Below are 24,769 nucleotides of genomic sequence, written 5' to 3' on the forward strand. Positions count from 1 at the left end.
TTTGCCCCTGAACACGGCATTGGCGCGTGGTATGGTCAAGCCATGCCCGCGCTTTGCCGTTCCTGCCTGACACTTTACGACGGTGGCCCCCGCTGCCCGGCTTGCCGCAGCCCACGGGTTGTGGCGCATGACGAACTGGCGGATCTGTCGATCGCGCATATGGATTGCGACGCCTTCTACGCCTCGGTCGAAAAGCGCGACAACCCTGATCTGCGCGACAAGCCTGTCATCGTGGGCGGCGGCACTCGGGGCGTGGTTTCAACCTGCTGCTACATCGCTCGCATTTCGGGTGTGCGCTCGGCCATGCCGATGTTTCAGGCGCTGAAGCTTTGTCCGGATGCGGTGGTGGTGAAGCCCCGGATGCAGGTCTATGCCGAGGTCTCGCGCCAGATCCGCGCCCTGATGGAAGAGCTGACCCCCGCGATTGAACCGCTGTCGCTGGATGAGGCGTTTCTCGACCTGACCGGCACGGCGCGCCTGCATGGGGCGCCGCCTGCGGTGATGCTGGCGCGGCTGGTCCGGCGGATGGAGGAGGAGCTGGGCATCTCGGGCTCCATCGGGCTCTCACACAACAAGTTCCTTGCAAAGATCGCCTCTGATCTCGACAAGCCGCGCGGCTTTTCGGTGATCGGGCGCGCCGAGACCGAGGCCTTTCTGGCCCCGAAGCCCGTTCGCATCATCTGGGGCGTCGGCCTTGCGACGCAGACCGCGCTGGAAAAGGCGGGCATCCGCACGATATCCGACCTGCTCCGCTGGGATCAGGCGGATCTGGTCGCGCGCTTCGGGCAGATGGGCGGGCGGCTCTGGCATCTGGCGCGTGGGCAGGATCGGCGCCGCGTCACGCGGGACGAAAAGCTGAAGTCGATCTCGAAAGAGACCACGTTCTTTGAGGATACCGCAGACCCAGACCTTCTGGATGGCCATCTCTGGCGGCTGGCCGTGCAAGTGGCCGATCGCGCCAAGGCCAAGGGGCTGGCGGGCCGCGGCATCACGCTCAAGCTCAAGCGCGCGGATTTTACGCTGATATCGCGGCGCCATGCGCTGACAGACCCGACGCAGATTGCCGACCGGATTTACCGCGAGGCGCGTGCCATGCTCGATCTGGTCCCGACGGGGGCCGCCTATCGGCTGATCGGTGTGGGAATCACCGATCTCTGCCCGGCGACCGAAGCCGACGGTCCGGCCGACCTCTTTGACCCTACCGCCGCGAACCGCGCCCGCGCCGAACGCGCGACAGACGCGATTCGCGCGCGATTCGGACGCGACGCGATCATCAAGGGCCGGGCGCTGCGCTGATCACTCGGCCGCAAGCGCGGTGTTGGGGCGAAAGCCTGCGACCACCGTGGCGACAACCCCATCCACCAGCTTGCGGAAAGCGTCGAAATCCGCGCTGCGCAGAACCTGCGCCTCATCAAGATAGAGCGAGCGGTCAATCTCGACCTGCACGACATGCTGTCGGCGTGATGGGCGTCCATAGGCCTGCGCGATATAGGCCCCGGCAAAGGGCGAGTTGCGCGCGACCCTTAGACCGGCGGATCGGAACGCCTGTTCCAGCCTGTCTACAACCTCGCGTCCGGCCGCAGCGCCGTAGCGATCGCCCAGCACCACCTCGGGGCGGGCAAAGCCGGGGCGAACCTGCCCTTCCAGCGCCTCGCGCGGCATGGAATGACAGTCGATCAGCACCGACTGGCCAAAGCGGCGCGTTGCCTCGTCTGTCAACGCATGAAGAGCGGCGTGATAGGGGTGCCAGTACCGCGCGATGCGCAGGTCCGCCTCAGACCGCGGGATCTTGCCGTGATAGATCGGTCGCCCCTGCGCAACGACGCGGGGAATCACCCCAAGGCCTGACGAGATGCGCGGATTGTGCGGCGCGCGCTGTACACCCTCGATCAGCGCGGGGTCGAACTCGTCAGCGGCACGGTTCAGATCGACATAGGCCCGCGGCACCCGCGCCAGCAAGAGCGGCGCCCCATGGGCAGGTGCGGCCGCAAACAACTCGTCCACATAGGCATCTTCCGATGACCGGATCACCCGCGCATCAAGGACCGAACGCGCCAGGAAGTGCTCTGGATAGTCCCGCCCGCTGTGGGGCGAGGAAAACACCAAAGGCACCGCAAGCCGTTGCGGACGGATCAACTCATAGGCTTCGGTCACGGTGCGAAGGGTCATGACAAAAGGTATAGCGCGGATTTTTTCCGTGCCAAAACCCTCTTGAACACCCTGACGACTCTCTTTATAGACCCCTCCACCGACGCGGGCAGCCGCGCCCGTTCTTGTTGAACAAGGGCTTGCAGCTGACCAGATTGGGGTGTGGGCGGTTAGCTCAGCGGTAGAGCACTACGTTGACATCGTAGTGGCCACTGGTTCGATCCCAGTACCGCCCACCATTTTCACCGCTTTCGCAAGAAGGCACGAGTTTCAAGGCGCACGCGCGCCGCGATAAGGAGAGATGGCCATGAAGGTCAAGAACTCGCTGCGCTCGCTGAAGACGCGTCACCGCGACTGTCAGGTTGTGCGCCGTAAAGGCCGGGTCTATGTGATCAACAAGACCCAGAAGCGCTACAAGGCCCGTCAGGGCTGATTGGCGCCACGCCAGTTATTCAAAAGGCCGCCGCGGGAAACCCGGCGGCCTTTTGCTTTGGCACCCAATGCAAGCGCCGTTCCAACCGAGCCGGGCACCGCCTATCCTGCGTGAAAGCCACGCGAATCGCCTTGGGGGAACTATGCGCCTGTACCACTCGCCAACCTCACCCTATGTCCGCAAGGTGATGGTCACCCTGCACGAAACCGGGCTTTTGCCGCAGGTCGAGCTGATTCCGGTGCAGGGCACGCCCGTCGATCCCGGCACCATGCCGGTCGATCACAACCCGCTGGGCAAGATCCCCGCTCTGGAAATCGACGAAGGCACAGCGATCTACGACAGCAGGGTAATCTGCCGCTGGCTGGATGATCGCTCTGACGCCGGGCTCTACCCGGCAGGACCCGCGCTCTGGCAGACCCTGACGCTTGAGGCGACCGCCGACGGCATCCTCGATGCGGCGCTGCTGATGGTCTACGAATGGCGCGTCCGCCCCGAGGACCGTCGCCATTCACCGTGGGTCGAGGGCCAATGGGGCAAGATCGCGCGGGCGCTTGATGCGCTGGAAAGCCGCTGGATGGCGCATCTGACCGGTCCGCTCAACATCGGGCAGATCGCCGTGGGCTGCGCCCTGGGCTATCTCGACTTCCGCCATTCCGACCGCCAATGGCGGGCCGACCGTCCGCATCTGGCCGCCTGGGAAGCCGACTTCTCGGACCGCCCGGCGATGCAGGCCACGCGCCCGCCGCAGGCCTGACCCTTGGGCATGCAGGCGGATCACCGCACGACTGCGCGCGACGACAGCCGTCCCGGTCGAATGTAACGGGCCTGTGATGTGACGTATCGATCCCGAATGATGCGAAAATGCCGCATCATTCACCCCCCTGCGCGCCTTTGACCGCTGGACGTAAGGGGGTTGCTTGGCTAAAACCCGCCCATCAAGGCTGCGGGTGACCGCCGCCCGGATTTTGCATGGGTCGCATGAGGCGGCCCTTGAGAGGGAGAAGATCTCGTGTCCCACGCAGAAGATCACGCAGGCACCCGCAGGGATTTCCTGTATTACGCCACGGCAGGCGCCGGGGCTGTGGCCACCGGCGCCGCCGTCTGGCCGTTGGTCAACCAGATGAATGCCTCCGCCGACGTGCGCGCCCTTGCCTCGATCTATGTCGATGTCTCGGCCGTGGAAGTGGGCACGCAGCTGACGGTCAAATGGCGCGGCAAGCCGGTGTTCATCCGCCGTCGCACCGCCGAAGAGATCGAGGCCGCCCGCGCGGTCGCGCTGACCGACCTGATTGACCAGAACAGCGAAAACGCCAACCGTCCCGGCACGGATGCCTCGGACACCAACCGCACGCTGGACGAAGCGGGCGAGTGGCTGGTGATGCTGGGCGTTTGCACCCACCTCGGCTGCGTGCCCCTAGGCAACGGCTCGGGCGAGTTCGGCGGCTGGTTCTGCCCCTGCCACGGCTCGCACTACGACACGTCGGGGCGCATCCGCAAAGGGCCCGCGCCGCGTAACCTCGATGTGCCGCTTGCACAATTCACCGACGAAACCACCATCCTTCTGGGCTGAGGAGAGACCACATGGCCGGTATTCCGCACGACCATTACGAGCCCAAGTCCGGGTTTGAGCAGTGGCTGCACAAGCGTCTTCCCATCGTTGGGCTTGTCTATGACACCCTGATGATCCCGACGCCCAAGAACCTCAACTGGATGTGGATCTGGGGCATCGTCCTGGTGTTCTGCCTTGCGCTGCAGATCGTCACCGGGATCGTGCTCGTGATGCACTACACCCCGCATGTCGACATGGCCTTCGCCAGCGTCGAGCATATCATGCGTGACGTGAACGGGGGCTGGGCGCTGCGCTACCTGCACGCCAACGGCGCCTCGCTCTTCTTCGTTGCCGTCTATCTGCACATCTTCCGTGGTCTCTACTACGGATCGTACAAAGCACCGCGCGAAGTGACCTGGATCATCGGCATGCTGATCTACCTGGCGATGATGGGCACCGCCTTCATGGGCTACGTGCTTCCTTGGGGTCAGATGTCGTTCTGGGGCGCAACCGTGATCACCGGCCTCTTCGGCGCGATCCCGGGTGTCGGACCCGACATTCAGGCCTGGCTTCTGGGCGGACCGGCGGTCGATAACGCCACGCTGAACCGCTTCTTCTCGCTGCACTACCTGCTGCCCTTCGTGATCGCGGCGCTGGTTGCGGTGCACATCTGGGCCTTCCACTCGACCGGCAACAACAACCCGACCGGGGTTGAAGTGCGTCGCACCTCGAAGGCTGAAGCCGAGAAAGACACCCTGCCCTTCTGGCCCTACTTCGTGATCAAGGACCTGTTCGCGTTGGTCGTGGTGCTGGTGGTGTTCTTCGCCATCGTGGGCTTCATGCCGAACTACCTCGGCCACCCCGACAACTATATCGAGGCGAACCCGCTGGCGACGCCTGCGCATATCGTGCCGGAATGGTACTTCCTGCCGTTCTACGCCATTCTGCGGGCTTTCACCGCCGATGTCTGGGCCGTGCAGTTCGTGCAGTTCATCACCTTCGGCATCGTTGACGCCAAGTTCTTTGGCGTGCTGGCGATGTTCGGCGCGATCGCGGTCATGGCGCTGGCGCCCTGGCTCGACACCTCGTCGGTGCGTTCGGGCAAATACCGCCCGATGTTCAAGTGGTGGTTCTGGCTGCTCTGCGTGGACTTCATTGTGCTGATGTGGGTCGGCGCGCAATCAACCGATTTCCCGTTCGACTGGATCTCGCTGATCGCTGCAACCTACTGGTTCGCGTACTTCCTCGTCATCCTGCCTTTGCTGGGTGTGATCGAAAAGCCGCTGCCGCAGCCTTCGACCATCGAGGAAGACTTCAAGGCCCATTACCCCCATGCGGCCGAGTGAGCGAAAGGAAACGAACGAGATGCTTCGCAAAATCGCAATCAGCGCCATCTCTGCCCTGACCCTCACCACGGGGGCGGCGTTTGCCGCGGGCGGAGAGAGCCATGTCCACGACACCGCGTTTTCGTTCGAAGGGCCCTTCGGCACCTTTGACCGGAACCAGCTGCAGCGCGGCCTGCAGGTGTTCACCGAGGTCTGCTCGGCCTGCCACGGCATGAAATTCGTGCCGATCCGCACCCTGGCCGACGAAGGTGGGCCGATGCTGCCTGCCGATCAGGTGCGCGCCTATGCCGCGAGCCTTGACGAGGTGGAACTGCCCGGCGGCACGACCCGTCCGCGCGAATGGACCGACAAGTTCCCCACCCGCGCGGGTGAGGGCATGGGGCCGGACCTCAGCCTGATGGCCAAGGCCCGTGCAGGCTTCCATGGCCCCTACGGCACCGGCATCAGCCAGCTGATCAATGGCATCGGCGGGCCGGAATACATCGTCTCGATCCTGACCGGCTATACCGGCGAGACCAAGGAAGAGGCGGGCACCACCTTCTACGCGAACACCGCCTTCCCGGGCGGCTGGATCGCCATGCCCCCTCCGCTGTCGGACGATCAGGTGACCTATGCTGACGGCCACCCCGCATCGCTGCACCACATGGCTGAAGATGTCTCGGCCTTCCTGATGTGGACCGCTGAGCCGAAGATGATGGCGCGCAAGCAGATGGGCTTTGTCGCCGTGCTGTTCCTGATCGGTCTGGCAACGCTGCTCTACCTGACGAACAAGCGCCTGTGGGCCGGCGTCAAAGGCAAGAAAATGGCCTGATCCGAAAGGTCCGGCAAGAACAAAAAACCCCGCAGGCACCTGCGGGGTTTTTTCATTGGCCCAGATAAGCCGCCAGCGCGGGTGGCGGGTTGGCAAATATCTCGGCAGTCGGTTGCGGGGCGGCAGCGACGCCATCAGCCACCAGCACGGTCTGTTTGGCAAACTGACGGGCATCGGCCGGGTCATGTGTGACCAGAACGACAAGCGCCTCACCCGCCGTTTCCTCGACCAGCGCAAGCATCTCGGCCTTCAATGCGGGTCCGAGGGCGGCAAAGGGTTCGTCCAGCAGCAAAATGGGCCGCGCCCGAAGAAGCGCGCGCGCCAGGGCTGCCCGGCTTTGCTGACCACCCGACAGTTGCGCGGGGCGCCGACCGCCAAGGCCCGCAAGCCCGACTCGATCCAGCACACCGTTCACGCCCCCCCAATCAACGTGGCGCAAGCCGGGATCAAGACCAAGGCCAAGGTTCTGCGCCACAGTCAGATGGGGGAACAGATTCTGATCCTGAAACAGGATCGAGAGCGGACGCTCCCCCGGCGGCAGAGCGTCGATTCTCTGCCCTGCCCATGTCATCGCTCCGGCATTCAACGGCACAAAGCCGGCGATGGCATTCAGAAGTGTCGACTTTCCCGCGCCCGAAGGCCCGATTACCGCAACACGCCCGCCGGCAGGCAGGGCAAGGTCGGCACGCAGGGTGAAATCATCCTGCGTAATGCGAAAGCCCTCAAGCCTCAGTTCCGCCACGTCCCCACCTGTCACACATCCAGAACAGCCCAAAGGCCGCGATGACCAGCAGAAGGGCTGCCCCCGCGGCCTGCGTCATCCGATAGGCCCCCATCAGGCGCGAGATGACAAGGGGCAGCGTTGCCCCCTGCTCGGCCGCGAAAAGCGCGATCACGCCCAGATCCCCGACCGCCAGCGCGCCTGTCAGCCCAAGGGCAAAGCCCAGCGGACGGCGCAGGCGCGGCAGTACCAAGAGCCGCAGCGCCGGCCAACCGGAAAGGCCAAGTGAGGCCGCGAGGCGCCCGTAATCGGTCACCAGCACCTGCGCCTGCGGGGCAAGGATGCGATAGGCAAAGGGTAGCGCCATGATCGCCGTCACCAGCACCGTGACCGGCAGGGCGACGGTGGCGGGCGAGACGAATGGAAAGACCAGAAGGAAAAGCCCCGTGCCCAGCACCAGTTGCGACCCCGCCATGGGCAGCATCGCGATGGGCCCCACCCAGCCCAGCCCCTGTGCACGGGCAAGTGCCAGCGCCAGCGCAGCGCCCACGGCCAGCGGCGCAGCCAGCACCGCAACCAGAAGCGAAGCGGCCAGCGCGGGCCAGACCGAGACGGGAAGCGCCAGCAGCCCCGGAGCGCCCCTCAGGGCAACCGCCAGCAGCGGCCCGGCCAGAAAGAGCGTCGCGAGTGCGATCACGCCTGCATCACTTATCCGCCGCCAGCCATCTGGCGCTGGCAGGTCCGCCGACCTGTCCAGACCCGCGCCGAACCCGGCTGGCAGTGCAAAGAAGCTCGCCACCGCAACGGCCAGCCCACAGGTGCCCACCTGCATCAGGGCCAGCAGCGCCGCGCGGGTCAGGTCAAATTCAAAGCGTACCGCCTGATAGATCGCAAGCTCTACCGTCGTTGCCGCAGGCCCGCCGCCAAGAATAAGCACCACGGCGAAGCTGGTCAGACATATCGCAAAGACCGCCAGCGCCGTACCCGGCAAAACATCGCGCAGCATGGGAACCTCGATGTGTTGCCAGACGTGGCGCGGACCAAACCCAAGGCTTTGCGCCAGCCGCAGCCGCTCGGCCGGGACGGCTTGCCAGCCCTGCAGGATCATGCGGGTTGCCAGCGGCATGTTCAGAAACACATGCGCCAGCACCACGCCGCCCAGACCAAAAATCGAGACTTCGGGCAGGCCCAGCCCCCGCAAGGCCGTGTTCACAACGCCCGCACGACCGAAAACCGCAAGCAGTCCAAGAACGGCCACGATGACCGGCAGAAGAAACGGCGCACCAAGCGCCGTGACCAGAAGCCCGCGACCGGGAAACCGCCGCCGGGCCAGCGCGCGCGCAAGTGGCACCGCACATGCCACCGATGCCAATGACGACAGCGCCGCCTGAACAACGGTAAAGCGCAGCGCTGCCAGATCGGCAGAAGAGAGCATCCCCTCTCCCGCCTGCATCATCACCACCGCCACGGGGCCCAGCGTCAGCGCCGCCAGCCCCGCCGCGATCAGCGCGCCAGCGCGGCGCGCCACTCGTCCAGCGCCGTGGCGCGCACCGCCTCGGCCTCATCGGCGGTCATCAACAGCGACTTTTCGGGTTTGGCCAGTGTCTCGAACCCCTTGGGCAGGCCGGATGCAGGCACCTTGGCCGGATACATCCAGTTCGTTGTGGGCAGCACCTCTTGCGCCGCATCCGACAACATGAAGGCAAGGAACCTGTCCGCAAGATCGGGCTGATCTGAGGACGCAAGCTTACCCATTACCTCAACCTGCAGATAGTTGCCTTCGGTGAAAACTGCGGCGGCCTTGCTGTCATCCTCTTCGGCGATCAGGTGATAGGCGGGCGAGGTCGTATAGCTCAGCACCAAATCGGCCTCGCCTTCGAGGAACATGCCATAGGCCTCGGACCAGCCGGGGGTCACGGTCACGATATTGTCGGCAAGGCCTTCCCAGATCGCTGGCGCATCGGCCCCATAGGCGGCCTTGATCCACATCAGAAGGCCCAGTCCGGGCGTGGAGGAGCGCGGGTCCTGAATGACGATCTTCAGATCCGATGCCGCCAGCGCCTTGAAATCCCCAGGTGCGGTCAGGTCCTTGTTGTGGACAAAGGCGAACCAGCCCCAGTCATAGGGCAGGAACTCGGCATCCTCGAACGTGACGGGCAGGTCGACCGCGGGGGTCTGGCCATGGGCCGCGAACAGCCCAGTCTTGCGGGCGGCGGCCGTCAGGTTGGTGTCGAGGCCAAGGACCACGTCCGCCGCGGTCTTCGCGCCTTCCAACTGCAGACGCGCCAGCAGGGCCGCGCCATCGCCAGCGGCCGTGAAGCGCAGATCGCAGCCACATTCGGCCTCGAACGCTTTCTCGATCGCGGGGCCGGGGCCCCATTCGGCGATAAAACTGTCGTAGGTCAGCACATCAAGCACCGGGGTTTCCGCCTGCGCAGCCTGCGCAAAGGCCAGAAATCCCGCTGCAAAACAAAGCACCTTCATCTCTCGCTTCCTTTCACAAACGGGCGGAGATGGAGCGGCGCGTTTTGCCGGAACCTTCCCTCCGCCGGTCCTAACCGGTTCAGGTTCAACGGGTCCGCATCACGCGTCTCAGCCCTTAGGCACCCCGAGGTGGCAGCGAACATAGACCATGTACCAGCCTGCGCAATCCCCTTTGCGGCCTTTTCCCGCTGACGCTTTTCCCGTAAACGGGCGGAACAAAGGAGGCGTTCCATGAGCTTCAATACCTTCGGACACCTGTTTCGCGTCACCACCTGGGGTGAAAGCCACGGGCCAGCACTCGGCGCGACCGTGGACGGCTGCCCGCCCGGCGTGCAGATCGAGGCCGAAGCGCTGCAACATTGGCTGGACCGCCGCAAGCCGGGGCAGAACAAGTTTACCACGCAGCGGCAGGAACCCGATCAGGTCAAGATCCTCTCCGGCGTGTTCGAGGGGCGCGCAACCGGCACCCCGATTCAGCTGATGATCGAGAACACCGACCAGCGGTCCAAGGACTATGGCGATATCGCCAAATCCTTCCGCCCCGGCCATGCCGATATCACCTACCATCAGAAATACGGGCTGCGCGACTATCGCGGCGGCGGCCGCTCTTCGGCACGCGAAACGGCGGCGCGGGTTGCGGCTGGTGGTGTTGCGCGGGCGGCCCTCACCGATCTTGCGCCGGGGCTCAGGATCACCGGCTACATGGTGCAGATCGGGCCGCACAGGATCGACCGCAGCCGCTTTGATGCAGAACAGATCGAACAGAACCCCTTCTGGTGCCCCGACCCCGTGGCCGCGACCCAATGGGCGGCCTATCTGGATGACCTGCGGCTAAACCACAATTCGGTGGGCGCGGTGATCGAGGTAACGGCCTCGGGCGTGCCTGCAGGTCTTGGCGCACCGATCTATGGCAAACTCGACAGCGATCTCGCCTCGGCCATGATGTCGATCAACGCGGTGAAGGCCGTCGAGATCGGCGAGGGCATGGCTGCCGCCGAGCTGACCGGGGTCGAAAATGCCGACGAGATCCGCATGGGTGCGAACGGACCCGAGTATCTGTCGAACCACGCAGGCGGCATTCTGGGCGGAATTTCCACGGGTCAGGATGTGGTCGTGCGCTTTGCGGTGAAGCCCACCTCATCGATCCTGACACCCCGCCGCACCGTCAATCAGGACGGGGCCGAGATCGAGCTGATCACCAAGGGCCGCCATGATCCCTGTGTGGGCATCCGCGCGGTCCCCGTTGCCGAGGCGATGATGGCCTGCGTGCTGCTGGACCACCTGCTGCTCGATCGCGGTCAGACCGGCGGCATCCGCGGCAAGATCGGCTGACCCGGCAAGAAAAAGGCCGCCCTTTCGGGGCGGCCACATCCGCATCCGGATCTGCGTCCACGCCTCAGGCGTTGACGGTGTCTTTCAGCGCCTTGGCGATGGTGAACTTCACCTGCTTGTCAGCCGGCTTGGTCACGGTTTCGCCAGTGGCCGGGTTGCGGACCTGACGCTCGGGACGGGCGCGGCAGACGACCTTGCCGAGGCCCGGCAGGGTCACGGCGCCACCGGCGGCGACTTCGCGCGCAACAACAGCGGCGATGGCGTCAAGGGCAGCATTGGCAACCTTCTTGTCGGCTCCCATGGAATCGGCCAGAGCGGCAACGAGCTGCGTCTTGGTCATCGGTTTGGACATTGTTCCATCCTTGTCTTTTGGCCCCGCGCAGGGGGTCTAGAGCTTGGCCCGCCTCTGGCGGACCGGTGCCCATCGCTACACAGGTTTTCGCGGCAAAGTGCAAGCCCGTATTGCCCTGCGCACCCTTGCGACGCAGGGTTTTCGGCGGATTTACAGGAATGCCGTCTCCTCAAAGCTACGCAACTTGCGGCTGTGAATACGCTCGATCGGCATTTCGCGGATCAACTCCATCGCGTGGATTCCGATCTGCAGATGCCGGGCGACCTGCGTGCGGTAAAAGTCGCTGGCCATGCCGGGCAGCTTCAATTCGCCATGGAGCGGCTTGTCCGAGACGCAGAGAAGCGTGCCGTATGGCACCCGGAAGCGGAACCCGTTCGCGGCAATGGTCGCGCTTTCCATATCCAGCGCAATGGCGCGCGACTGCGACAGGCGCTGCACCGGGCCGGATTGGTCGCGCAACTCCCAGTTGCGGTTGTCGATGGTGGCCACCGTGCCGGTGCGCATCACGCGCTTCAACTCATAACCCTGCAACTGGGTGACCCGTTCCACCGCGCGTTCCAGCGCGATCTGGATCTCGGCCAGCGCCGGTATCGGCACCCAGACCGGCAGATCATCGTCCAGCACATGGTCCTCACGCAGATAGGCATGGGCCAGACAGAAATCGCCCAGCGACTGCGAGGCGCGAAGGCCAGCACAATGCCCGACCATCAGCCAGGCGTGCGGGCGCAACACGGCGATATGGTCGGTCGCGGTCTTGGCGTTCGACGGGCCTACCCCGATATTGACCAGCGTGATTCCCTGCCCGTCGGGGCGTTTGAGGTGATAGGTCGGCATTTGCGGCATCTTGGTCAGATGCGGCAAATCCCCATCCAGTGTGGTGATTTCGTAGTTCCCCGGTGCCACGAACGAGGTGTAGCCCGAAGACGGGTCGGCCAGGGCCTGCCGCCCGTAGGCCTCGAACTCATCGACGTAGAACTGATAGTTGGTGAAGAGGACATGGTTCTGGAAATGCCCGGGCTCGGTCGCGGTGTAGTGGGACAGGCGCGCCAGCGAATAGTCCACCCGCTGCGCGGTGAATGGTGCCAGCGGGCGCGAGCCATCGGGATACTCCACCAGCGTACCATTGACGATGTCGTCATTCGTCGTTGAAAGATCCGGCACGTCGAACACGTCGCGCAGCGGAAAGTCCAGCACGCCCTCTTGCGGGATGACGACGCCAGACCGTCCCGCGACGGCAAAGTGGATCGGGATCGGGGTTTCTGACAGGCCGATCTCGACCGGGACACCGTGATTCTGGATCAGAAGCCCGATCTGTTGGGTTAGATAGTTCCGGAACAGCGCCGGACGGGTGATCGTGGTGCTGTAGGTGCCCGGTTGGGCCACATGCCCGAACGACAGGCGAGAGTCGGTCTTGGCAAAGCTTGTCGTCGTCAGCCGGATCGCCGGATACCATGCCCGCACCCGAGAGGTCGGGCGCTCGCCCGCCATGACCGCATTGAACTGCGCAGTCAGGAATGAGACCGCCTCTTCATAGAGCGCCTCAAGCTGGGCAACGGCGGCAGCGGGGTTGGTGAACTCTTGCCAGCCGGCGTCCGGCGGGGCGATGTAGGTCTGGGAAATCTGTATCACGTCTCTTGTTCCATCCTGTTCAATTCTTGTGCACCCGGCCGGGCGCGGAAATCAAGCGTGGCTTTCCCGGCCCTACCCCCTCGCGATGAAAGATGGGTGACGTGACGACCGCAGGGTCTTGCGCGCAAGGGGCCAAAGTCACAGAGTGCCGGCATGACCAAGGTTCTTCTCGCAATGGGGCTGGGCTATTCGGCCGCCGCCCTTTCCCGCAGGTTGCTGGCGCAGGGCTGGCGTGTCGTCGGCACTACGCGTTCCCCGGAAAAGGCGGCGCGCCTTCAGGCGCAGGGGATCGAGCCGCTGATGTGGCCCGGCACACCACTGGACGGTGCATTGGCCGAGGCGACGCATATCCTGCTGTCGATTGCGCCGGATGCGGCGGGCGATCCGGTGATCGCGGCCGAGGCGGATGCCCTGCGCGCGGCAAGGCCCGAATGGGTGGGCTATCTCTCCACCACCGGGGTCTATGGTGACCATGACGGTGGCTGGGTGGACGAGACGACGCCGCTGACACCCGGCACCGCGCGCGGACGCCAGCGCGTTCTGGCCGAGGCTCAATGGCAGGCCCTGGCCGCTGAGCGGGGCTGGCCGCTGCATATCTTCCGGCTGGCCGGCATCTATGGACCCGGTCGCGGGCCGTTCCGCAAGGTCAAGGACGGCACTGCGCAACGCATCGTGAAACCCGGACAGTTCTTCTCGCGCATTCATGTCGAGGATATCGGTCAGGTGCTCGACGCCTCTATCCGTCGCCCCGATCCAGGCGCGATTTACAATATCTGCGACGATGACCCATCACCGCCGCAGGATGTGCTGGCCCATGCCGCAGAGTTGCTTGGCCTGCCCATCCCGCCCGAGGTGGATATCGACAAGGCCGACATGACGCCCATGGCGCGCAGTTTCTATGCGGAAAGCAAGCGCGTGCGGAACGATCGCATGAAACGCGACCTTGGGATCGAGCTTCTCTATCCCACCTATCGCGACGGGCTGGCCGCCCTGCTGGCCGAAGGCTAGCAACGCGCGCGGCACTTGCGGCAAGGGACGTTGCACCTTACCTGTGTCGGCAGACGTCGCCACAGGAGCACGCATGACCGCCGAAGCTGCGCTTCCCGTTCCGCCCTCCCGGCGTCAGCAGAGCTTTTCCGAACTGCTCCAACAGATCGCTGACGAGCATCAGGGCGACCGCGTCGGGATTGGCGATCTTCTACACGCCATGCAGGGGCGGGCCATCGCGGCGCTTCTGTTCATATTCGCCTTCCCGAACATCCTGCCGACCCCACCCGGACTGGCCGCCATTCTTGGCCTGCCGTCGATATATCTTTCGTTCCAGTTGATGCTGGGCACGAAGCCCTGGCTTCCGCGCTTCATCGCCGACCGGTCGATGACCATCGAGGCCTTCCGCAACATCGTGCGCCGTGCGACCCCTGTGCTGAGCCGGGCCGAGGGCCTGCTGCGCGAGCGTTGGGCGCCGCTGACCTCACCCCTGGCGCAGCGTCTGTTGGGGCTTTTGTGCCTGACCCTGTCCATCGCGCTGTCACTGCCCATTCCGCTTGGCAACCTGATGCCGTCGGCGGCGATTTGCGTGATCGCGCTGGCGCTTCTTGAGCGTGACGGGCTGTGGGTCCTGCTGGGGCTGGCGACCAGCGTTGCGGCCTTTGCCTGGGTAGGCGGCATGGCCTATGCCTTGCTCAAATCAGCAATCTTCGTGGTGATGAACGCCTTCTGACGCCTTGACCCTTGGGTCAGGCCCCAGGGATCACGCCCTGAGGCCGACCACGGCGATGCCGAGCGTCTCAAGCACCTTTGCCTCGATCTGCGGCGCGTTCATTCCGGCCACGGCATACATCGCCTCTGGGCTGGCCTGATCGATGAACGTATCGGGCAGCACCATCGAGCGGAACTTGAGCCCACGGTCAAACACGCCCGCATCGGCCAGAAGCTGCGCGACATGGCTGCCAAAGCCGCCGACCGCGCCCTCCTCGATACAGATCAGCGCCTCGTGATGGCGGGCAAGCTGCAGGATCAGATCCTGATCGAGCGGCTTGGCAAAGCGGGCATCCGCAACCGTGCAGGCAACGCCGCGCGCCGACAGCCCTTCGGCGGCGCGCATGACTTCGGCCAGACGCGTGCCAAAGGACAAAAGCGCGACGCGCCCACCCTCGCGCATCACCCGGCCCCGACCGATCTCAAGCGGCTCGCCCCGCTCTGGCATGTCAACGCCGACACCATCGCCGCGCGGATAGCGGAAGGCAGATGGGCCTTCGTCATAGGCGGCGGCAGTGGCCACCATATGCACAAGCTCCGCCTCATCGGCGGCGGCCATCACCACCATGCCGGGCAGGTTCGCCATGAACGCCACGTCAAAGCTGCCTGCATGGGTCGCGCCATCCGCGCCGACCAGCCCCGCCCGGTCGATGGCAAAGCGCACAGGCAGACGCTGGATCGCAACATCATGGACGACCTGATCATAGCCCCGCTGCAGGAAGGTCGAATAGATCGCGCAGAAGGGTTTCAGCCCGCCCGCGGCAAGCCCCGCCGAAAAGGTAACGGCATGCTGCTCGGCAATGCCTACATCAAAACAACGACGCGGAAAGCGTTCGGCAAAGAGGTTAAGCCCCGTGCCGTCGGGCATCGCGGCGGTCACGGCCACGATCTTGTCATCCCGCGCGGCCTCGGCAATCAGGCTTTGCGCGAAAACCTTGGTGTAGCTTGGCGCGTTCGACTTGGCCTTCTGCTGCACACCGGTCAGGACGTCGAATTTTGCCGTCGCATGGCCCTTGTCCAGCGCGGCCTCGGCCGGGGCATAGCCCTTGCCCTTTTTCGTCATCACATGGATCAGCATCGGCCCCTGCGCGCGCGCCTTGACCGTGCGCAAGAGCGGCAGAAGCTGGTCCAGATCGTGCCCGTCCACCGGACCCACATAGGAAAAGCCCAGCTCCTCGAACAGGGTGCCGCCGACGGTCATGCCCTTGAGCATTTCCTTCGCGCGCCGCGCGCCCTCCTGAAAGGGGTGGGGCAGCAGGCTGACCGCGCCCTTGGCCGCAGCCTTCAGTTCCTGAAACGGTGCCCCCGCATAGAGGCGCGACAGATAGGACGACAGCGCCCCGACCGGCGGCGCGATCGACATCTCGTTGTCATTCAGGATGACGAAAAGCCGCTTGCCCAGATGGCCTGCGTTGTTCATCGCCTCGAAGGCCATGCCGGCGCTCATCGAGCCATCGCCGATCACGGCAATCGCATCGCCCGGATCGCCGCCCAGATCCGCCGCCACCTTGAAGCCCAAGGCCGCGCTGATAGAGGTCGAGGAATGCGCCGCACCGAAGGGGTCATAGGGGCTTTCGCTGCGTTTGGTGAAGCCCGAAAGCCCGCCCTCGGTCCGCAGGGTGCGGATGCGGTCACGCCGCCCGGTCAAAATCTTGTGGGGATAGCACTGGTGGCCCACGTCCCAGATCAGCTTGTCACGCGGGGTATCGAACACCGCATGAATCGCCACGGTCAGTTCAACCACGCCAAGACCCGCGCCCAGATGCCCCCCGGTTTCCGACACCGCGCTGATCGTCTCGGACCGCAGCTCGTCAGCCAGCTGCCGCAGTTCGCGGTCAGACATGCCTTTCATATCGGCGGGAATGCGCACGCGGTCCAGCACCGGGGTCTTGGGCTTGTGGGTCTGGGGAAGATCGGTCATGGCGCCCCTCCTCGGGGGATTCAGCTTTGCCGCGAGATAACGAAGCGCGCCGCCTCGATCAAGGCGGAAGCCCGGTCTCCATAGGGCAATAGTGCCGCGGCCGCCTCATCAATCAAGGCCTGTGCGCGGGATTTCGCGCCCTCAAGGCCCAGAAGCGAGACAAAGGTGGCCTTTCCGGCCTCGGCATCCTTGCCAACCCGCTTGCCGGTCGTGGCCTCGGACCCTTCGACATCAAGGATATCGTCGGCAATCTGGAAGGCCAGACCAAGCGCTGTGGCATAGGCGCGCAAGGGCGCGGGATCGGCGCCTGCAAGGATTGCCCCCGCCTCGGCCGAAAAGCAGATGAGCGCGCCGGTCTTGCCCGCCTGCAGGCGGGTAATCTCGGGCAGGGTCAAGGGCGCGGGCGCGGTTTCGGCGGCGATGTCCAGCGCCTGGCCCAGCACCATGCCCTCGGCGCCGCTCGCCTTGGCAAGACCCGCAACCAGCGCAAGCCGACGGTCCGCAGGCCCAAGCGCCGGATCGCAGAGCAGTTCGAACGCCAGCGTCTGCAGCGCATCGCCCGTCAGAACGGCCGTGGCTTCGTCCCATTTCACATGCACCGTGGGCAGACCGCGACGCAGATCGTCGTCGTCCATGCAGGGCAGATCGTCATGAACAAGGCTATAGGCATGAAGCGCCTCGACGGCTGCCGCAGCCGCGACGGCCTGCTCGGGGGCGAGACCATGCAGACGCGCAGATTCCAGCACCAGAAATGCCCGCAACCGCTTGCCGCCCTGCAGGGCATAGCGCATGGCCTGCACCACCGGCACATCATCGTGGTTCGCCAGCGCAACGTTCAGGCGCGCCTGCACAAGTGCCGCGTCCTGCTTCAGAACGTCAGGAAAGCTCACAGCCCCTCCACCGGCGTCGTTCCAAGGGCGCGGCCCTCTTGCGCGCGGATCAGCTCGACCTTCTCTTCGGCATCTTTCAGCTTGGCTGCGCAATGCGCTTTCAGCTTGGCACCCTGTTCATAAAGCGCGATCGACTGCTCCAGCGCGACATCGCCACGCTCCAGCTGCGTCACCACCGCCTCCAGCGCCTGCATCGCCTCTTCAAAGCTTAGTTCGGCAATCGGCTTGTCGGTCATGGGTCACTCCTCGCGCAGCTTGTCGACATGGGCAGCCACCGAGGCTGCCAGTGCCGGCAGATCATAACCGCCCTCAAGGACGGATACCACCCGCCCGCCGCAACAGGTGTCGGCGAGTTTGCAGATCGCCCCGGTGAGCCAGGCAAAATCCTGCGTTTCCCACTCCAGCCCCGCGAGAGGGTCATCGGCATGGGCGTCAAACCCGGCAGAGATCAGGATCAGGTCGGGTCTGAAGGCCGCAACACGATCAAGTGCCGGCTGCCATGCCGCCCGCATCGCGCCACCGCCCGAGCCGGATCGCAAGGGCAGGTTCAGGATCTGGCCATGCGCCCCGACCTCGGACGCCAGGCCCGAGCCGGGGTAAAGCGGCATCTGGTGGCTTGAGACGAACATGGCGCGCGGCTCGTCCCACAGCAGGTCTTGTGTTCCATTGCCATGATGCACGTCGAAATCGAGCACCGCGACGCGCGACAGCCCATGATGATCCAGCGCCCGCTTTGCCCCGATAGCGACGGATCCGAAGAGGCAAAAGCCCATGGCGCGGGCAGTTTCCGCGTGATGCCCCGGCGGGCGGCAAGCCACAAAGGCGCGCCGCGCCTCATCCGCAAGCACTGCATCCACCGCGGCACAGACCCCGCCCACCGCCCTGAGCGCGGCACGCAACGAGCCGGGTGCCAGATAGGTGTCACCATCGAGCATGGCCCAACCTGCGGCGGGCATCGCGCGCTCAACGCGGGCGATGTAGCCTTCGGGGTGGCAGCGCAGCACGTCGTCGCGCGCCGCAAGCGGGGCCTCGCGCCGGTCCAGCGCCATCCCGGCCAGAGCACGCTCTACGGCCAGCAGTCGGGCGGCCTGTTCGGGGTGGCCGTCCGGTTCGCGATGCTCCAGACATTCCGCATGGGTCAGATACAGCATCGCCACCCCTTCCTTCCGGCGCCGTTCATTTACGGCCACAGGTTGCGATGAACGCAGCCTCGGGCGCAATCGCCCGATTGGCACGCAGCCAATCAGCCCTTCAGCCGTTGCGCCACGGCATCCAGCCCCCGATCCCAGGCTTGCAGACCCTCTGTTTCGGCCAGTTTGGCGACCAGCAGTTCGGTGATGCCTCCCGGTGTTGCGACGCTTTGCAGGATCTCTGCGGTCGTGCGCCCCTCACACAGCAAGACCTCGGCATTGCCGCGCAGCGTGGCGGCGACAAGGCTGCGCGCCTGATCATGCGGCAGCCCCTGCGCGGCAAACCAGTCGATGATCTGCGCCATCCACGCAAAGGATGCGCCCGAAAGCGCACCAAATGCCGCCGCCGCGACAAAGCGCTCTTCGGTTTCAAGGACCAGAACAGGGCCAACGCAGTCAAGAAACGCCTGCCAGAAAGGCGTACCGGGGAACAGGATCGAAGGTCCAATGCGCAGCGCGTTCGCATAGCCCGGCATCATCGCCATATCGCCGCAGGCCGGACCGATGGCCGCAGCGAGTGCGTCGGCGCGCGTTCCCGCCATGGCCGAGAGCACAGGCTGCCCTGCGCGGAAGCGAAGACGTGACAACTCGGCAATGCCGCGTGCCGCAGGAAGGGCGACGAACACCCCCGCGCTGCGGTCGACGACCTCCTGATTGCTTGTGGCAATCGCGCAACCGTAGGTATCCGCGAGGCGCTTGGCCATATCCGCGCCACGCGGCGAGAGGATAAATCGATAGTCCGTCCCCTGCAGCCCGCGCACCATCATCTCGGCAAGCTGGCCTGCGCCGAGGATGCCGATCGTGGTCACGGCATCTCCTCCAGAACCTCGGCCATGGCTCGCGCAGTCATCGCGATATCGGCCTCGGTATGCGCAATCGAGGACAGCGAATGAAGCGTGGCCGAGGGGTTCATGTAGATCCCCTTGTCCATCAGCCGCAACGCAAAGTCGCGGAACTTCACGCGGTCGACATGGGTGCAGAAGTCGCGATAGTCCGAGATCTCGGGGTGATCGGTGAAGAAGATCTGGAACATCGAGCTGACACCCTGCACGACAATCCCGTGCCGGTTCGAGGTTCCGGCAACCTTGCGGATCTCGGCCGTCATCTGCTCACCCAGATCACGGAGCCGACGGAAGCCGGCCTTCTCATCGGCGAGCAGTGTCTCGAGCATCACCTTGGTCACATGCAGGGCAAGGCGGCCGGCGTTATGAGTGCCAAAGTGCAGCACCTTGCCCCATTCGAGGCCCGACATGATCTCGTCCCGACCGCCGATCATGGCCATGGGCAGGCCGCCGCCGAGGGCCTTGCCATAGGTCACGATATCGGGCTCCAGCCCGTAAAGCTCGGCGCAGCCCCCGGCGGCAAGGCGGAAACCGGTCACAGTTTCGTCCAGATAGAACAGCGCCCCGTACTGGCGGCAAAGCTCTTGCATGCGGTTCAGATAGCCGGGCTTGGGCGGGATCACCCCCATGTTCGACATGACGCCTTCGGTCACCACGCAGGCGGCATCGCGCCCATGCAGGGCCATCGCTCGTTCCAGCGCGTCAAAGTCGTTCCAGCGCACGACAATGGTGTCCTTCCACGCCTCCTCAGGAATCCCCGAACTGTCGGGGATGCGGATCGGATCGTTGGGGTGGCCCAGAAGGGTTGGCGGATAGGGGTTGGTGTTGACCAGAACCGCGTCCCACCATCCGTGATAGTGCCCCTCGAACTTGATGATCTTGCGCCGCCCCGTATGTCCGCGCGCCAACCGGAAGGCCGCCATCGCGGCCTCGGTCCCGGTGTTGGCAAATCGCACCTTCTCGACATGCGGCAGAAGCGCCACCAACATTTCGGCGACTTCGACCTCGACTTCCAGCGCGGTTGCGAAATGCGTTCCGCGCGCGGCTTCACGTGCTATGGTCTCGGCCACTTTCGGATGCGCGTGGCCAAGGGGAAGCGCACCAAAGGCCATCATCCAGTCAAGGTACTCACGCCCGTCGACATCATAGAGGCGCGCACCCTGACCATGGCTCATGTAGCGCGGGGCCCCGCCAAAAGTCGCAGGCCCGCGCGACGCGGATGAGACCCCTTCGATCAGCACCTTGCGTCCACGCGCGAAAAGGGCTTCCGATTTCGGTCCGGCCATGATGCATCCTTTCTTGTGTTGCTCACCAATTGTTATTATACGAACATCACGTCGTCAACTGGAACACCATGCCCCCAACCACAGATCGCCCCAGAACTGCCGAACCCCACCGTGAACTGGCCGAGCGTATCCGCCGCTGGCGGGAAGAGAGGGGCTGGAACCAGCAGGCCCTTGCCGACCGCGCAGGCTTTGCCCGCTCGACGCTGTCAAAGATCGAGAATGGCCAGCTATCGCCCACATTCGAAATCCTTCTGAAGGTCGCACAGGGCTTTGACTGCGCACTCTCTGATCTTGTGCGCAACGAGAGCGGGCGCCTTTCGGGGCGGATGGTGGTCGAACGCGGCGCGCCGGGCACCCCCATCGAAAGCACTGGCGCCCGTCTTTGGTCGCTGGGGTCTGAACTGCGGGGGCGCCCGTTCCAGACCATGCTGGTCGAATTCACCTTGACCGAGGTGCCGCCCGTCAGTGCCTGGAACCGCCATGAGACAGACGACATGCTACATGTCCTGTCCGGCCAGTTGCTGCTGCACACCGAGGGCTATGCGCCTGTGACGCTCGGCCCCGGCGACACCGTCCATTTCGATGGCACCATGCCCCATGCCTGCCTGAACGGCCTCGCCGACGAGGTGTGCCGCTGCCTCTACGTCTACGCCCCCCGCGTCTGAGGGGCAGCGAGGCCAAAACCGGTTGTGACCCGGACCGCTTGTCGTGCAAGATCGGTGCAGGATCGCCAGCGGCCCCGCAACAGCACCGTACGGACAGACAGACCAATTGCGCACTTGCTACTCGTGACACTCGGGCACGCCCCATGTGTCGCGGCGCTGGCGGAATTTCAGCCTGACGGGAGGATTCCGAATGACCGACCTCGTGCATTGCCTTTGGTTTGATCATGGCGAGGCCAGCAAGGCCGCCGCATTTTATGCCAAGACCTTTCCGGACAGCCATGTTGATCGGGTAAACACCGCACCTTCGGATTTTCCGGGTGGGACGGAAGGCGCCGAGTTGACCGTTGAATTTACACTTCTCGGCCGCAAATGCATTGGCCTGAATGGTGGCCCCATCTTCCGCCCCAACGAGGCGGTAAGCTTCATGGTCGTCACGGATGATCAAGAGGAAACCGACCGCTACTGCGACGCGATCATCGCAAACGGCGGGGCCGAAAGCGCCTGCGGCTGGTGCAAGGACCGTTGGGGCTATTCCTGGCAGATCACCCCGCGCCGGCTGCTTGAACTGACAACCAGCACGGATCGGGACACCGCGAAACGCGCCTTCGCTGCGATGATGACGATGACCCGGATCAACATTGCGCAGCTTGAAGCCGCGATCGCAGACCGCTGAGGAGGACATGTCATGAGCTATATCGATGGTTTTGTCATCGCCGTGCCGACCGCGAACAAAGAGAAGTTCATCGCACATGCCCGGCTGGGCGATGGAGTGTTCCTCGATCTTGGCGCGATCCGCGTGGTCGAATGCTGGGGCGATGATGTGCCGGACGGCAAGGTCACCGACTTTCGCAAGGCCGTGCAGGCGAAAGATGACGAGACGGTTGTCTTTTCCTGGATCGAATGGCCCGACAAGGCCACGCGTGACGCAGGAATGGCCACGATGATGGGGTGGATGGCCCATCCCGAGAAGGCCGATCCGCGGATGGACCCCGCCAAGAACCCGATGCCCTTTGACGGGATGCGGCTGATCTTTGGTGGGTTCGAGCCGATTGTCATCGTTGGGCCGGGTATCGGGCAATAGCCACGCGAGGGCGCCCTGCCATCGGCACCGCGCGCGCCTGGCCCTTAGTCGGGCTGCAGCATATAGCCCGCACCGCGCACGGTCTGCAGATAGCGGGGTTGCTTGGGGTCTGACTCGATCTTGCGGCGCAGGCGCGTGATCTGAACGTCGACAGCACGCTCCTGCGCTTTGTCCGACGCCTCGCCCTCTGCCGGGCCCATGTCACCGACCAGCATCTCGCGGCTGACGGCTTCGCCCGGCTGGGCTGCGAAAATGCGCATGAGCTGCGCCTCGGTCGCGGTCAGGCGAACCGGCTCGTTGCCGCGCCACAGCTCGCCCCGCTCCATATCATAGCGCACGTCGCCCAGATGCAGCACCTTGGGACCCGCGGCCTGCGCCTTGACCGTCGGCACCCGCCGCAGGATGGCATTGATACGCAAGAGCAGTTCCTTCGGCTCGAACGGCTTGACCAGATAGTCGTCGGCCCCGGCCTCCAGACCCTCGATCCGGTTCACGGCCTCGCCCCGCGCGGTCAAAAGCAGGATCGGCACGGCAAGCCGCGCGCGCAGATCGCGGGTCAGCGCCACACCATCCTCGCCCGGCATCATCACATCAAGTACGATCATGTCGAATTCGAGCCCGGACAGAAGGCGCCGCGCCTGTGCGGCATCGCGCGCCACTGTTACCAGAAACCCGTTCCGGATCAGGAATTTTTGCAACAGGCCCCTGATGCGTTCGTCATCATCGACGACAAGAAGATGCGCCTGCGGATCCTGCGTCATACCCCGCCCTCCTTCAGCGCAAGATACTGGCGCTTCATCTCGGGGTCCATCATCGCCTCGAGTACCTGGCGGAAGCCCTGCACCGCCGCCGGCCCCGCCGCGCGATAGGCCGCCCGCATGCGCGCCCGCTGGGCGTCTGACAAGGCGCGCTCCAGTTCGGCCCCACGCTCGGTCAGGAACAGGTGGCGCTCGCGCTTGTCTTCCTTGCCCACGCGACTGTCCACAAGCCCGTCCTCGATCAGCCCGCGCAACACGCGGTTCAGGCTCTGCTTCGTGACACCGAGGATGTTCAGCAGATTGTTCACCGTGGTGCCGGGGCTGCGATGGATGAAATGCAGCGCCCTGTGATGGGCCCGGCCATAGTGCATGCCGTCGAGAATGCGATCAGGATCGGCGGTAAAGCCGCGATAGGCAAAGAACATCGCCTCGATGCCCTTGCGCAATTGCTCGTCGGTCAGAAACAGCAGGCTCTCACCGCCCGCGCCCGGCTCACTCATCCGCATATCCCTGACGGGCCTCCCTCGGTACCGGGCGAAGTTACGTCAGCCTTGTTGACTTTCCAAGACGCAACTGATACCGAAGCCCAGATTTTGCGCAACTTTCTGCCGCATTCGCCACAAAGCTGCGCAACATTCGGAAATGTGAGGAGAGCGGCATGCCCGGCTATGATGATCGTGACGGCAAGATCTGGATGGATGGCACCCTTGTGGAATGGCGTGACGCCAAGGTGCATATCCTGACACATGCGCTGCATTATGCCTCGTCAGTGTTCGAAGGCGAGCGCTGCTACAATGGCAAGATCTTCAAATCGACCGAACATTCGCAGCGCCTGTTGAAATCGGGTGAGCTTCTGGACATGCCGATCCCCTACACGGTCGAAGAGATCAACGCAGCCAAGGATCAGGTTCTGGCCGCCAATGGCCTGACCGACGCCTATGTGCGCGCCGTCGCCTTCCGTGGCGCGGGCGACGAGATGGGCGTGGCAAGCCTTGGCAACCCGGTGCGGCTGGCCATCGCCTGCTGGACCTGGGGCGCGTACTACGGCGACGCCAAGTTCAAGGGTGCCAAGCTCGACATCGCCAAGTGGAAACGCCCCTCTCCTGAAACCATCCCGACCGCGGCAAAGGCGGCTGGTCTTTACATGATCTGCACGATGTCAAAGCATGCGGCGATGGCCAAGGGCTGCTCGGACGCACTGTTTTTCGACTATCGCGGCTATGTGGCCGAGGCGACGGGGGCCAATATCTTCTTCGTCAAGGGCGGCGAGGTGCACACCCCCCTTCCGGATGCCATCCTGAACGGCATCACCCGGCAGACGGTTATCGGCATGCTGCGCGCCAAAGGCATCACGGTCCATGAACGCCACATCGAGGCGGCCGAACTGGAAGGCTTTGAGCAGTGCTGGCTGACCGGCACAGCGGCCGAGGTGACCCCGGTGGGTCAGATCGGCGATTATACATTCGAAGTGGGCGCCCTGACCCGTGAGATTGCCACCGATTATGAAAAGCTGGTGCGGGCCTGAGTGCAGAGGGGGATCTGCCCCCGTCGCGCGACACGCAACTCCCCAAGG

The 24,769-nt window shown here is 64.5% G+C and carries 27 protein-coding genes, 1 tRNA gene and 1 riboswitch; of the genes, 14 read left to right on the forward strand and 14 right to left on the reverse strand.

Annotation, left to right across the window (positions count from 1 at the left end; all coding sequences use genetic code 11):
- The first annotated feature begins 42 nt into the window (after positions 1–42).
- On the forward strand, positions 43–1,296 hold the full coding sequence (locus FQU74_RS11885) for a DNA polymerase IV (protein ID WP_146286698.1): 1,254 nt from the start codon (positions 43–45) through the stop codon (positions 1,294–1,296).
- On the opposite strand, the gene FQU74_RS11890 is transcribed toward FQU74_RS11885, so the two are convergent.
- The gene (locus tag FQU74_RS11890) at positions 1,297–2,169 is read right to left on the reverse strand and encodes an N-formylglutamate amidohydrolase (protein ID WP_146286699.1); all 873 of its coding nucleotides are present in this window, start codon (positions 2,167–2,169) and stop codon (positions 1,297–1,299) included. It abuts the gene before it with no gap.
- Between the two features lie 143 nt (positions 2,170–2,312).
- On the opposite strand from FQU74_RS11890, the gene FQU74_RS11895 reads away from it, so the two are divergent.
- From FQU74_RS11895 to FQU74_RS11920, 6 genes are all read left to right on the forward strand, one after another.
- A tRNA-Val gene (locus FQU74_RS11895) sits at positions 2,313–2,387 on the forward strand.
- Between the two features lie 68 nt (positions 2,388–2,455).
- On the forward strand, positions 2,456–2,581 hold the full coding sequence (gene ykgO, locus FQU74_RS11900; protein WP_054302743.1) for a type B 50S ribosomal protein L36: 126 nt from the start codon (positions 2,456–2,458) through the stop codon (positions 2,579–2,581).
- 142 nt (positions 2,582–2,723) lie between these two features.
- Positions 2,724–3,335 carry a glutathione S-transferase gene (locus FQU74_RS11905; protein WP_146286700.1) on the forward strand — a complete coding sequence of 204 codons (612 nt, stop codon included), beginning with the start codon at positions 2,724–2,726 and terminating at the stop codon, positions 3,333–3,335.
- 255 nt (positions 3,336–3,590) lie between these two features.
- The gene (gene petA / locus FQU74_RS11910) at positions 3,591–4,151 is read left to right on the forward strand and encodes a ubiquinol-cytochrome c reductase iron-sulfur subunit (protein ID WP_146286701.1); all 561 of its coding nucleotides are present in this window, start codon (positions 3,591–3,593) and stop codon (positions 4,149–4,151) included.
- A gap of 11 nt (positions 4,152–4,162) precedes the next feature.
- A complete protein-coding gene (petB, locus tag FQU74_RS11915) occupies positions 4,163–5,476 on the forward strand; it encodes a cytochrome b (protein WP_146286702.1) in 1,314 nt (437 codons plus the stop codon).
- A gap of 19 nt (positions 5,477–5,495) precedes the next feature.
- Entirely contained in the window at positions 5,496–6,287 is a 792-nt protein-coding gene (locus FQU74_RS11920) for a cytochrome c1 (protein ID WP_146286703.1), read from the forward strand.
- Between the two features lie 52 nt (positions 6,288–6,339).
- On the opposite strand, the gene FQU74_RS11925 is transcribed toward FQU74_RS11920, so the two are convergent.
- Genes FQU74_RS11925 through thiB form a run of 3 tightly spaced genes read right to left on the reverse strand, consistent with a single transcriptional unit; the run spans position 6,340 to position 9,492 of the window.
- On the reverse strand, positions 6,340–7,020 hold the full coding sequence (locus FQU74_RS11925) for a thiamine ABC transporter ATP-binding protein (protein ID WP_146286909.1): 681 nt from the start codon (positions 7,018–7,020) through the stop codon (positions 6,340–6,342).
- Positions 7,010–8,536, reverse strand: a complete 1,527-nt coding sequence (locus FQU74_RS11930) for an ABC transporter permease family protein (RefSeq protein ID WP_146286704.1) — start codon at positions 8,534–8,536, stop codon at positions 7,010–7,012. Before FQU74_RS11930 ends, FQU74_RS11925 begins: the two co-directional genes overlap by 11 nt.
- The gene (thiB, locus tag FQU74_RS11935; protein WP_146286705.1) at positions 8,512–9,492 is read right to left on the reverse strand and encodes a thiamine ABC transporter substrate binding subunit; all 981 of its coding nucleotides are present in this window, start codon (positions 9,490–9,492) and stop codon (positions 8,512–8,514) included. The genes FQU74_RS11930 and thiB overlap by 25 nt, the downstream gene beginning before the upstream one ends.
- Positions 9,493–9,531: 39 nt before the next feature.
- A riboswitch (TPP riboswitch) is annotated at positions 9,532–9,629 on the reverse strand.
- A gap of 94 nt (positions 9,630–9,723) precedes the next feature.
- Here thiB and aroC point away from each other — a divergent pair.
- On the forward strand, positions 9,724–10,824 hold the full coding sequence (aroC, locus tag FQU74_RS11940) for a chorismate synthase (protein WP_146286706.1): 1,101 nt from the start codon (positions 9,724–9,726) through the stop codon (positions 10,822–10,824).
- Between the two features lie 64 nt (positions 10,825–10,888).
- Here the strand turns inward: aroC and FQU74_RS11945 are convergent, their stop codons facing one another.
- Together FQU74_RS11945 and FQU74_RS11950 are read right to left on the reverse strand one after the other, a co-directional pair.
- A complete protein-coding gene (locus FQU74_RS11945) occupies positions 10,889–11,176 on the reverse strand; it encodes an HU family DNA-binding protein (RefSeq protein ID WP_146286707.1) in 288 nt (95 codons plus the stop codon).
- Positions 11,177–11,326: 150 nt separating this feature from the next.
- Entirely contained in the window at positions 11,327–12,802 is a 1,476-nt protein-coding gene (locus FQU74_RS11950; RefSeq protein WP_373289024.1) for an AMP nucleosidase, read from the reverse strand.
- Between the two features lie 156 nt (positions 12,803–12,958).
- On the opposite strand from FQU74_RS11950, the gene FQU74_RS11955 reads away from it, so the two are divergent.
- Together FQU74_RS11955 and FQU74_RS11960 are read left to right on the forward strand one after the other, a co-directional pair.
- Complete coding sequence (locus tag FQU74_RS11955) at positions 12,959–13,813, forward strand: SDR family oxidoreductase (RefSeq protein WP_146286709.1); 855 nt, start codon at positions 12,959–12,961, stop codon at positions 13,811–13,813.
- A gap of 73 nt (positions 13,814–13,886) precedes the next feature.
- Entirely contained in the window at positions 13,887–14,525 is a 639-nt protein-coding gene (locus FQU74_RS11960; RefSeq protein ID WP_146286710.1) for an exopolysaccharide biosynthesis protein, read from the forward strand.
- A gap of 30 nt (positions 14,526–14,555) precedes the next feature.
- On the opposite strand, the gene dxs is transcribed toward FQU74_RS11960, so the two are convergent.
- The 6 genes from dxs to FQU74_RS11990 form a co-directional block, all read right to left on the reverse strand.
- Complete coding sequence (gene dxs, locus FQU74_RS11965) at positions 14,556–16,484, reverse strand: 1-deoxy-D-xylulose-5-phosphate synthase (RefSeq protein WP_146286711.1); 1,929 nt, start codon at positions 16,482–16,484, stop codon at positions 14,556–14,558.
- Positions 16,485–16,504: 20 nt separating this feature from the next.
- Positions 16,505–17,374, reverse strand: a complete 870-nt coding sequence (locus tag FQU74_RS11970) for a polyprenyl synthetase family protein (protein WP_229704376.1) — start codon at positions 17,372–17,374, stop codon at positions 16,505–16,507.
- Complete coding sequence (locus FQU74_RS11975) at positions 17,371–17,610, reverse strand: exodeoxyribonuclease VII small subunit (RefSeq protein ID WP_146286712.1); 240 nt, start codon at positions 17,608–17,610, stop codon at positions 17,371–17,373. Before FQU74_RS11975 ends, FQU74_RS11970 begins: the two co-directional genes overlap by 4 nt.
- Before the next feature lie 3 nt (positions 17,611–17,613).
- On the reverse strand, positions 17,614–18,531 hold the full coding sequence (locus FQU74_RS11980) for a histone deacetylase family protein (protein ID WP_373289021.1): 918 nt from the start codon (positions 18,529–18,531) through the stop codon (positions 17,614–17,616).
- Positions 18,532–18,617: 86 nt separating this feature from the next.
- Entirely contained in the window at positions 18,618–19,373 is a 756-nt protein-coding gene (locus FQU74_RS11985) for a pyrroline-5-carboxylate reductase dimerization domain-containing protein (protein ID WP_146286714.1), read from the reverse strand.
- Entirely contained in the window at positions 19,370–20,692 is a 1,323-nt protein-coding gene (locus FQU74_RS11990) for an aspartate aminotransferase family protein (protein ID WP_146286715.1), read from the reverse strand. The genes FQU74_RS11985 and FQU74_RS11990 overlap by 4 nt, the downstream gene beginning before the upstream one ends.
- A 68-nt stretch (positions 20,693–20,760) precedes the next feature.
- Between FQU74_RS11990 and FQU74_RS11995 the strand changes: the two genes are divergently transcribed.
- The 3 genes from FQU74_RS11995 (at position 20,761) to FQU74_RS12005 (ending at position 22,438) form a co-directional block, all read left to right on the forward strand.
- Positions 20,761–21,357 (forward strand): XRE family transcriptional regulator, encoded by a 597-nt coding sequence (locus tag FQU74_RS11995; RefSeq protein WP_146286716.1) that lies wholly within the window; start codon positions 20,761–20,763, stop codon positions 21,355–21,357.
- Positions 21,358–21,547: 190 nt separating this feature from the next.
- Positions 21,548–22,030 (forward strand): VOC family protein, encoded by a 483-nt coding sequence (locus tag FQU74_RS12000; protein WP_146286717.1) that lies wholly within the window; start codon positions 21,548–21,550, stop codon positions 22,028–22,030.
- A 12-nt stretch (positions 22,031–22,042) separates the two neighbouring features.
- The gene (locus FQU74_RS12005; protein ID WP_146286718.1) at positions 22,043–22,438 is read left to right on the forward strand and encodes a DUF1428 domain-containing protein; all 396 of its coding nucleotides are present in this window, start codon (positions 22,043–22,045) and stop codon (positions 22,436–22,438) included.
- A gap of 44 nt (positions 22,439–22,482) precedes the next feature.
- On the opposite strand, the gene FQU74_RS12010 is transcribed toward FQU74_RS12005, so the two are convergent.
- On the reverse strand, positions 22,483–23,199 hold the full coding sequence (locus FQU74_RS12010) for a response regulator (protein ID WP_146286719.1): 717 nt from the start codon (positions 23,197–23,199) through the stop codon (positions 22,483–22,485).
- Positions 23,196–23,696: a MarR family winged helix-turn-helix transcriptional regulator gene (locus FQU74_RS12015; protein ID WP_146286720.1), complete on the reverse strand. Its 501-nt coding sequence runs from the start codon at positions 23,694–23,696 to the stop codon at positions 23,196–23,198. Before FQU74_RS12015 ends, FQU74_RS12010 begins: the two co-directional genes overlap by 4 nt.
- A 158-nt stretch (positions 23,697–23,854) precedes the next feature.
- Here FQU74_RS12015 and FQU74_RS12020 point away from each other — a divergent pair, with 158 nt between their 5' ends.
- Positions 23,855–24,721 carry a branched-chain amino acid aminotransferase gene (locus FQU74_RS12020; protein ID WP_146286721.1) on the forward strand — a complete coding sequence of 289 codons (867 nt, stop codon included), beginning with the start codon at positions 23,855–23,857 and terminating at the stop codon, positions 24,719–24,721.
- Positions 24,722–24,769: the final 48 nt, after the last annotated feature.

Source organism: Gemmobacter aquaticus, assembly GCF_007859075.1.
GTDB classification, from domain to species: domain Bacteria; phylum Pseudomonadota; class Alphaproteobacteria; order Rhodobacterales; family Rhodobacteraceae; genus Gemmobacter; species Gemmobacter aquaticus.

Coding starts and splice junctions, on each gene's coding strand:
- FQU74_RS11990 (WP_146286715.1), bottom strand. CDS start 20,692: ATGGCCGGACCGAAATCGGAAGCCCTTTTCGCGCGTGGACGCAAGGTG.
- petB (WP_146286702.1), top strand. CDS start 4,163: ATGGCCGGTATTCCGCACGACCATTACGAGCCCAAGTCCGGGTTTGAG.
- FQU74_RS12010 (WP_146286719.1), bottom strand. CDS start 23,199: ATGACGCAGGATCCGCAGGCGCATCTTCTTGTCGTCGATGATGACGAA.
- FQU74_RS11995 (WP_146286716.1), top strand. CDS start 20,761: ATGCCCCCAACCACAGATCGCCCCAGAACTGCCGAACCCCACCGTGAA.
- FQU74_RS12000 (WP_146286717.1), top strand. CDS start 21,548: ATGACCGACCTCGTGCATTGCCTTTGGTTTGATCATGGCGAGGCCAGC.
- FQU74_RS11920 (WP_146286703.1), top strand. CDS start 5,496: ATGCTTCGCAAAATCGCAATCAGCGCCATCTCTGCCCTGACCCTCACC.
- FQU74_RS12005 (WP_146286718.1), top strand. CDS start 22,043: ATGAGCTATATCGATGGTTTTGTCATCGCCGTGCCGACCGCGAACAAA.
- FQU74_RS11945 (WP_146286707.1), bottom strand. CDS start 11,176: ATGTCCAAACCGATGACCAAGACGCAGCTCGTTGCCGCTCTGGCCGAT.
- FQU74_RS11975 (WP_146286712.1), bottom strand. CDS start 17,610: ATGACCGACAAGCCGATTGCCGAACTAAGCTTTGAAGAGGCGATGCAG.
- FQU74_RS11960 (WP_146286710.1), top strand. CDS start 13,887: ATGACCGCCGAAGCTGCGCTTCCCGTTCCGCCCTCCCGGCGTCAGCAG.
- FQU74_RS12015 (WP_146286720.1), bottom strand. CDS start 23,696: ATGAGTGAGCCGGGCGCGGGCGGTGAGAGCCTGCTGTTTCTGACCGAC.
- FQU74_RS12020 (WP_146286721.1), top strand. CDS start 23,855: ATGCCCGGCTATGATGATCGTGACGGCAAGATCTGGATGGATGGCACC.
- FQU74_RS11905 (WP_146286700.1), top strand. CDS start 2,724: ATGCGCCTGTACCACTCGCCAACCTCACCCTATGTCCGCAAGGTGATG.
- FQU74_RS11955 (WP_146286709.1), top strand. CDS start 12,959: ATGACCAAGGTTCTTCTCGCAATGGGGCTGGGCTATTCGGCCGCCGCC.
- aroC (WP_146286706.1), top strand. CDS start 9,724: ATGAGCTTCAATACCTTCGGACACCTGTTTCGCGTCACCACCTGGGGT.
- FQU74_RS11885 (WP_146286698.1), top strand. CDS start 43: ATGCCCGCGCTTTGCCGTTCCTGCCTGACACTTTACGACGGTGGCCCC.
- FQU74_RS11890 (WP_146286699.1), bottom strand. CDS start 2,169: ATGACCCTTCGCACCGTGACCGAAGCCTATGAGTTGATCCGTCCGCAA.
- thiB (WP_146286705.1), bottom strand. CDS start 9,492: ATGAAGGTGCTTTGTTTTGCAGCGGGATTTCTGGCCTTTGCGCAGGCT.
- dxs (WP_146286711.1), bottom strand. CDS start 16,484: ATGACCGATCTTCCCCAGACCCACAAGCCCAAGACCCCGGTGCTGGAC.
- ykgO (WP_054302743.1), top strand. CDS start 2,456: ATGAAGGTCAAGAACTCGCTGCGCTCGCTGAAGACGCGTCACCGCGAC.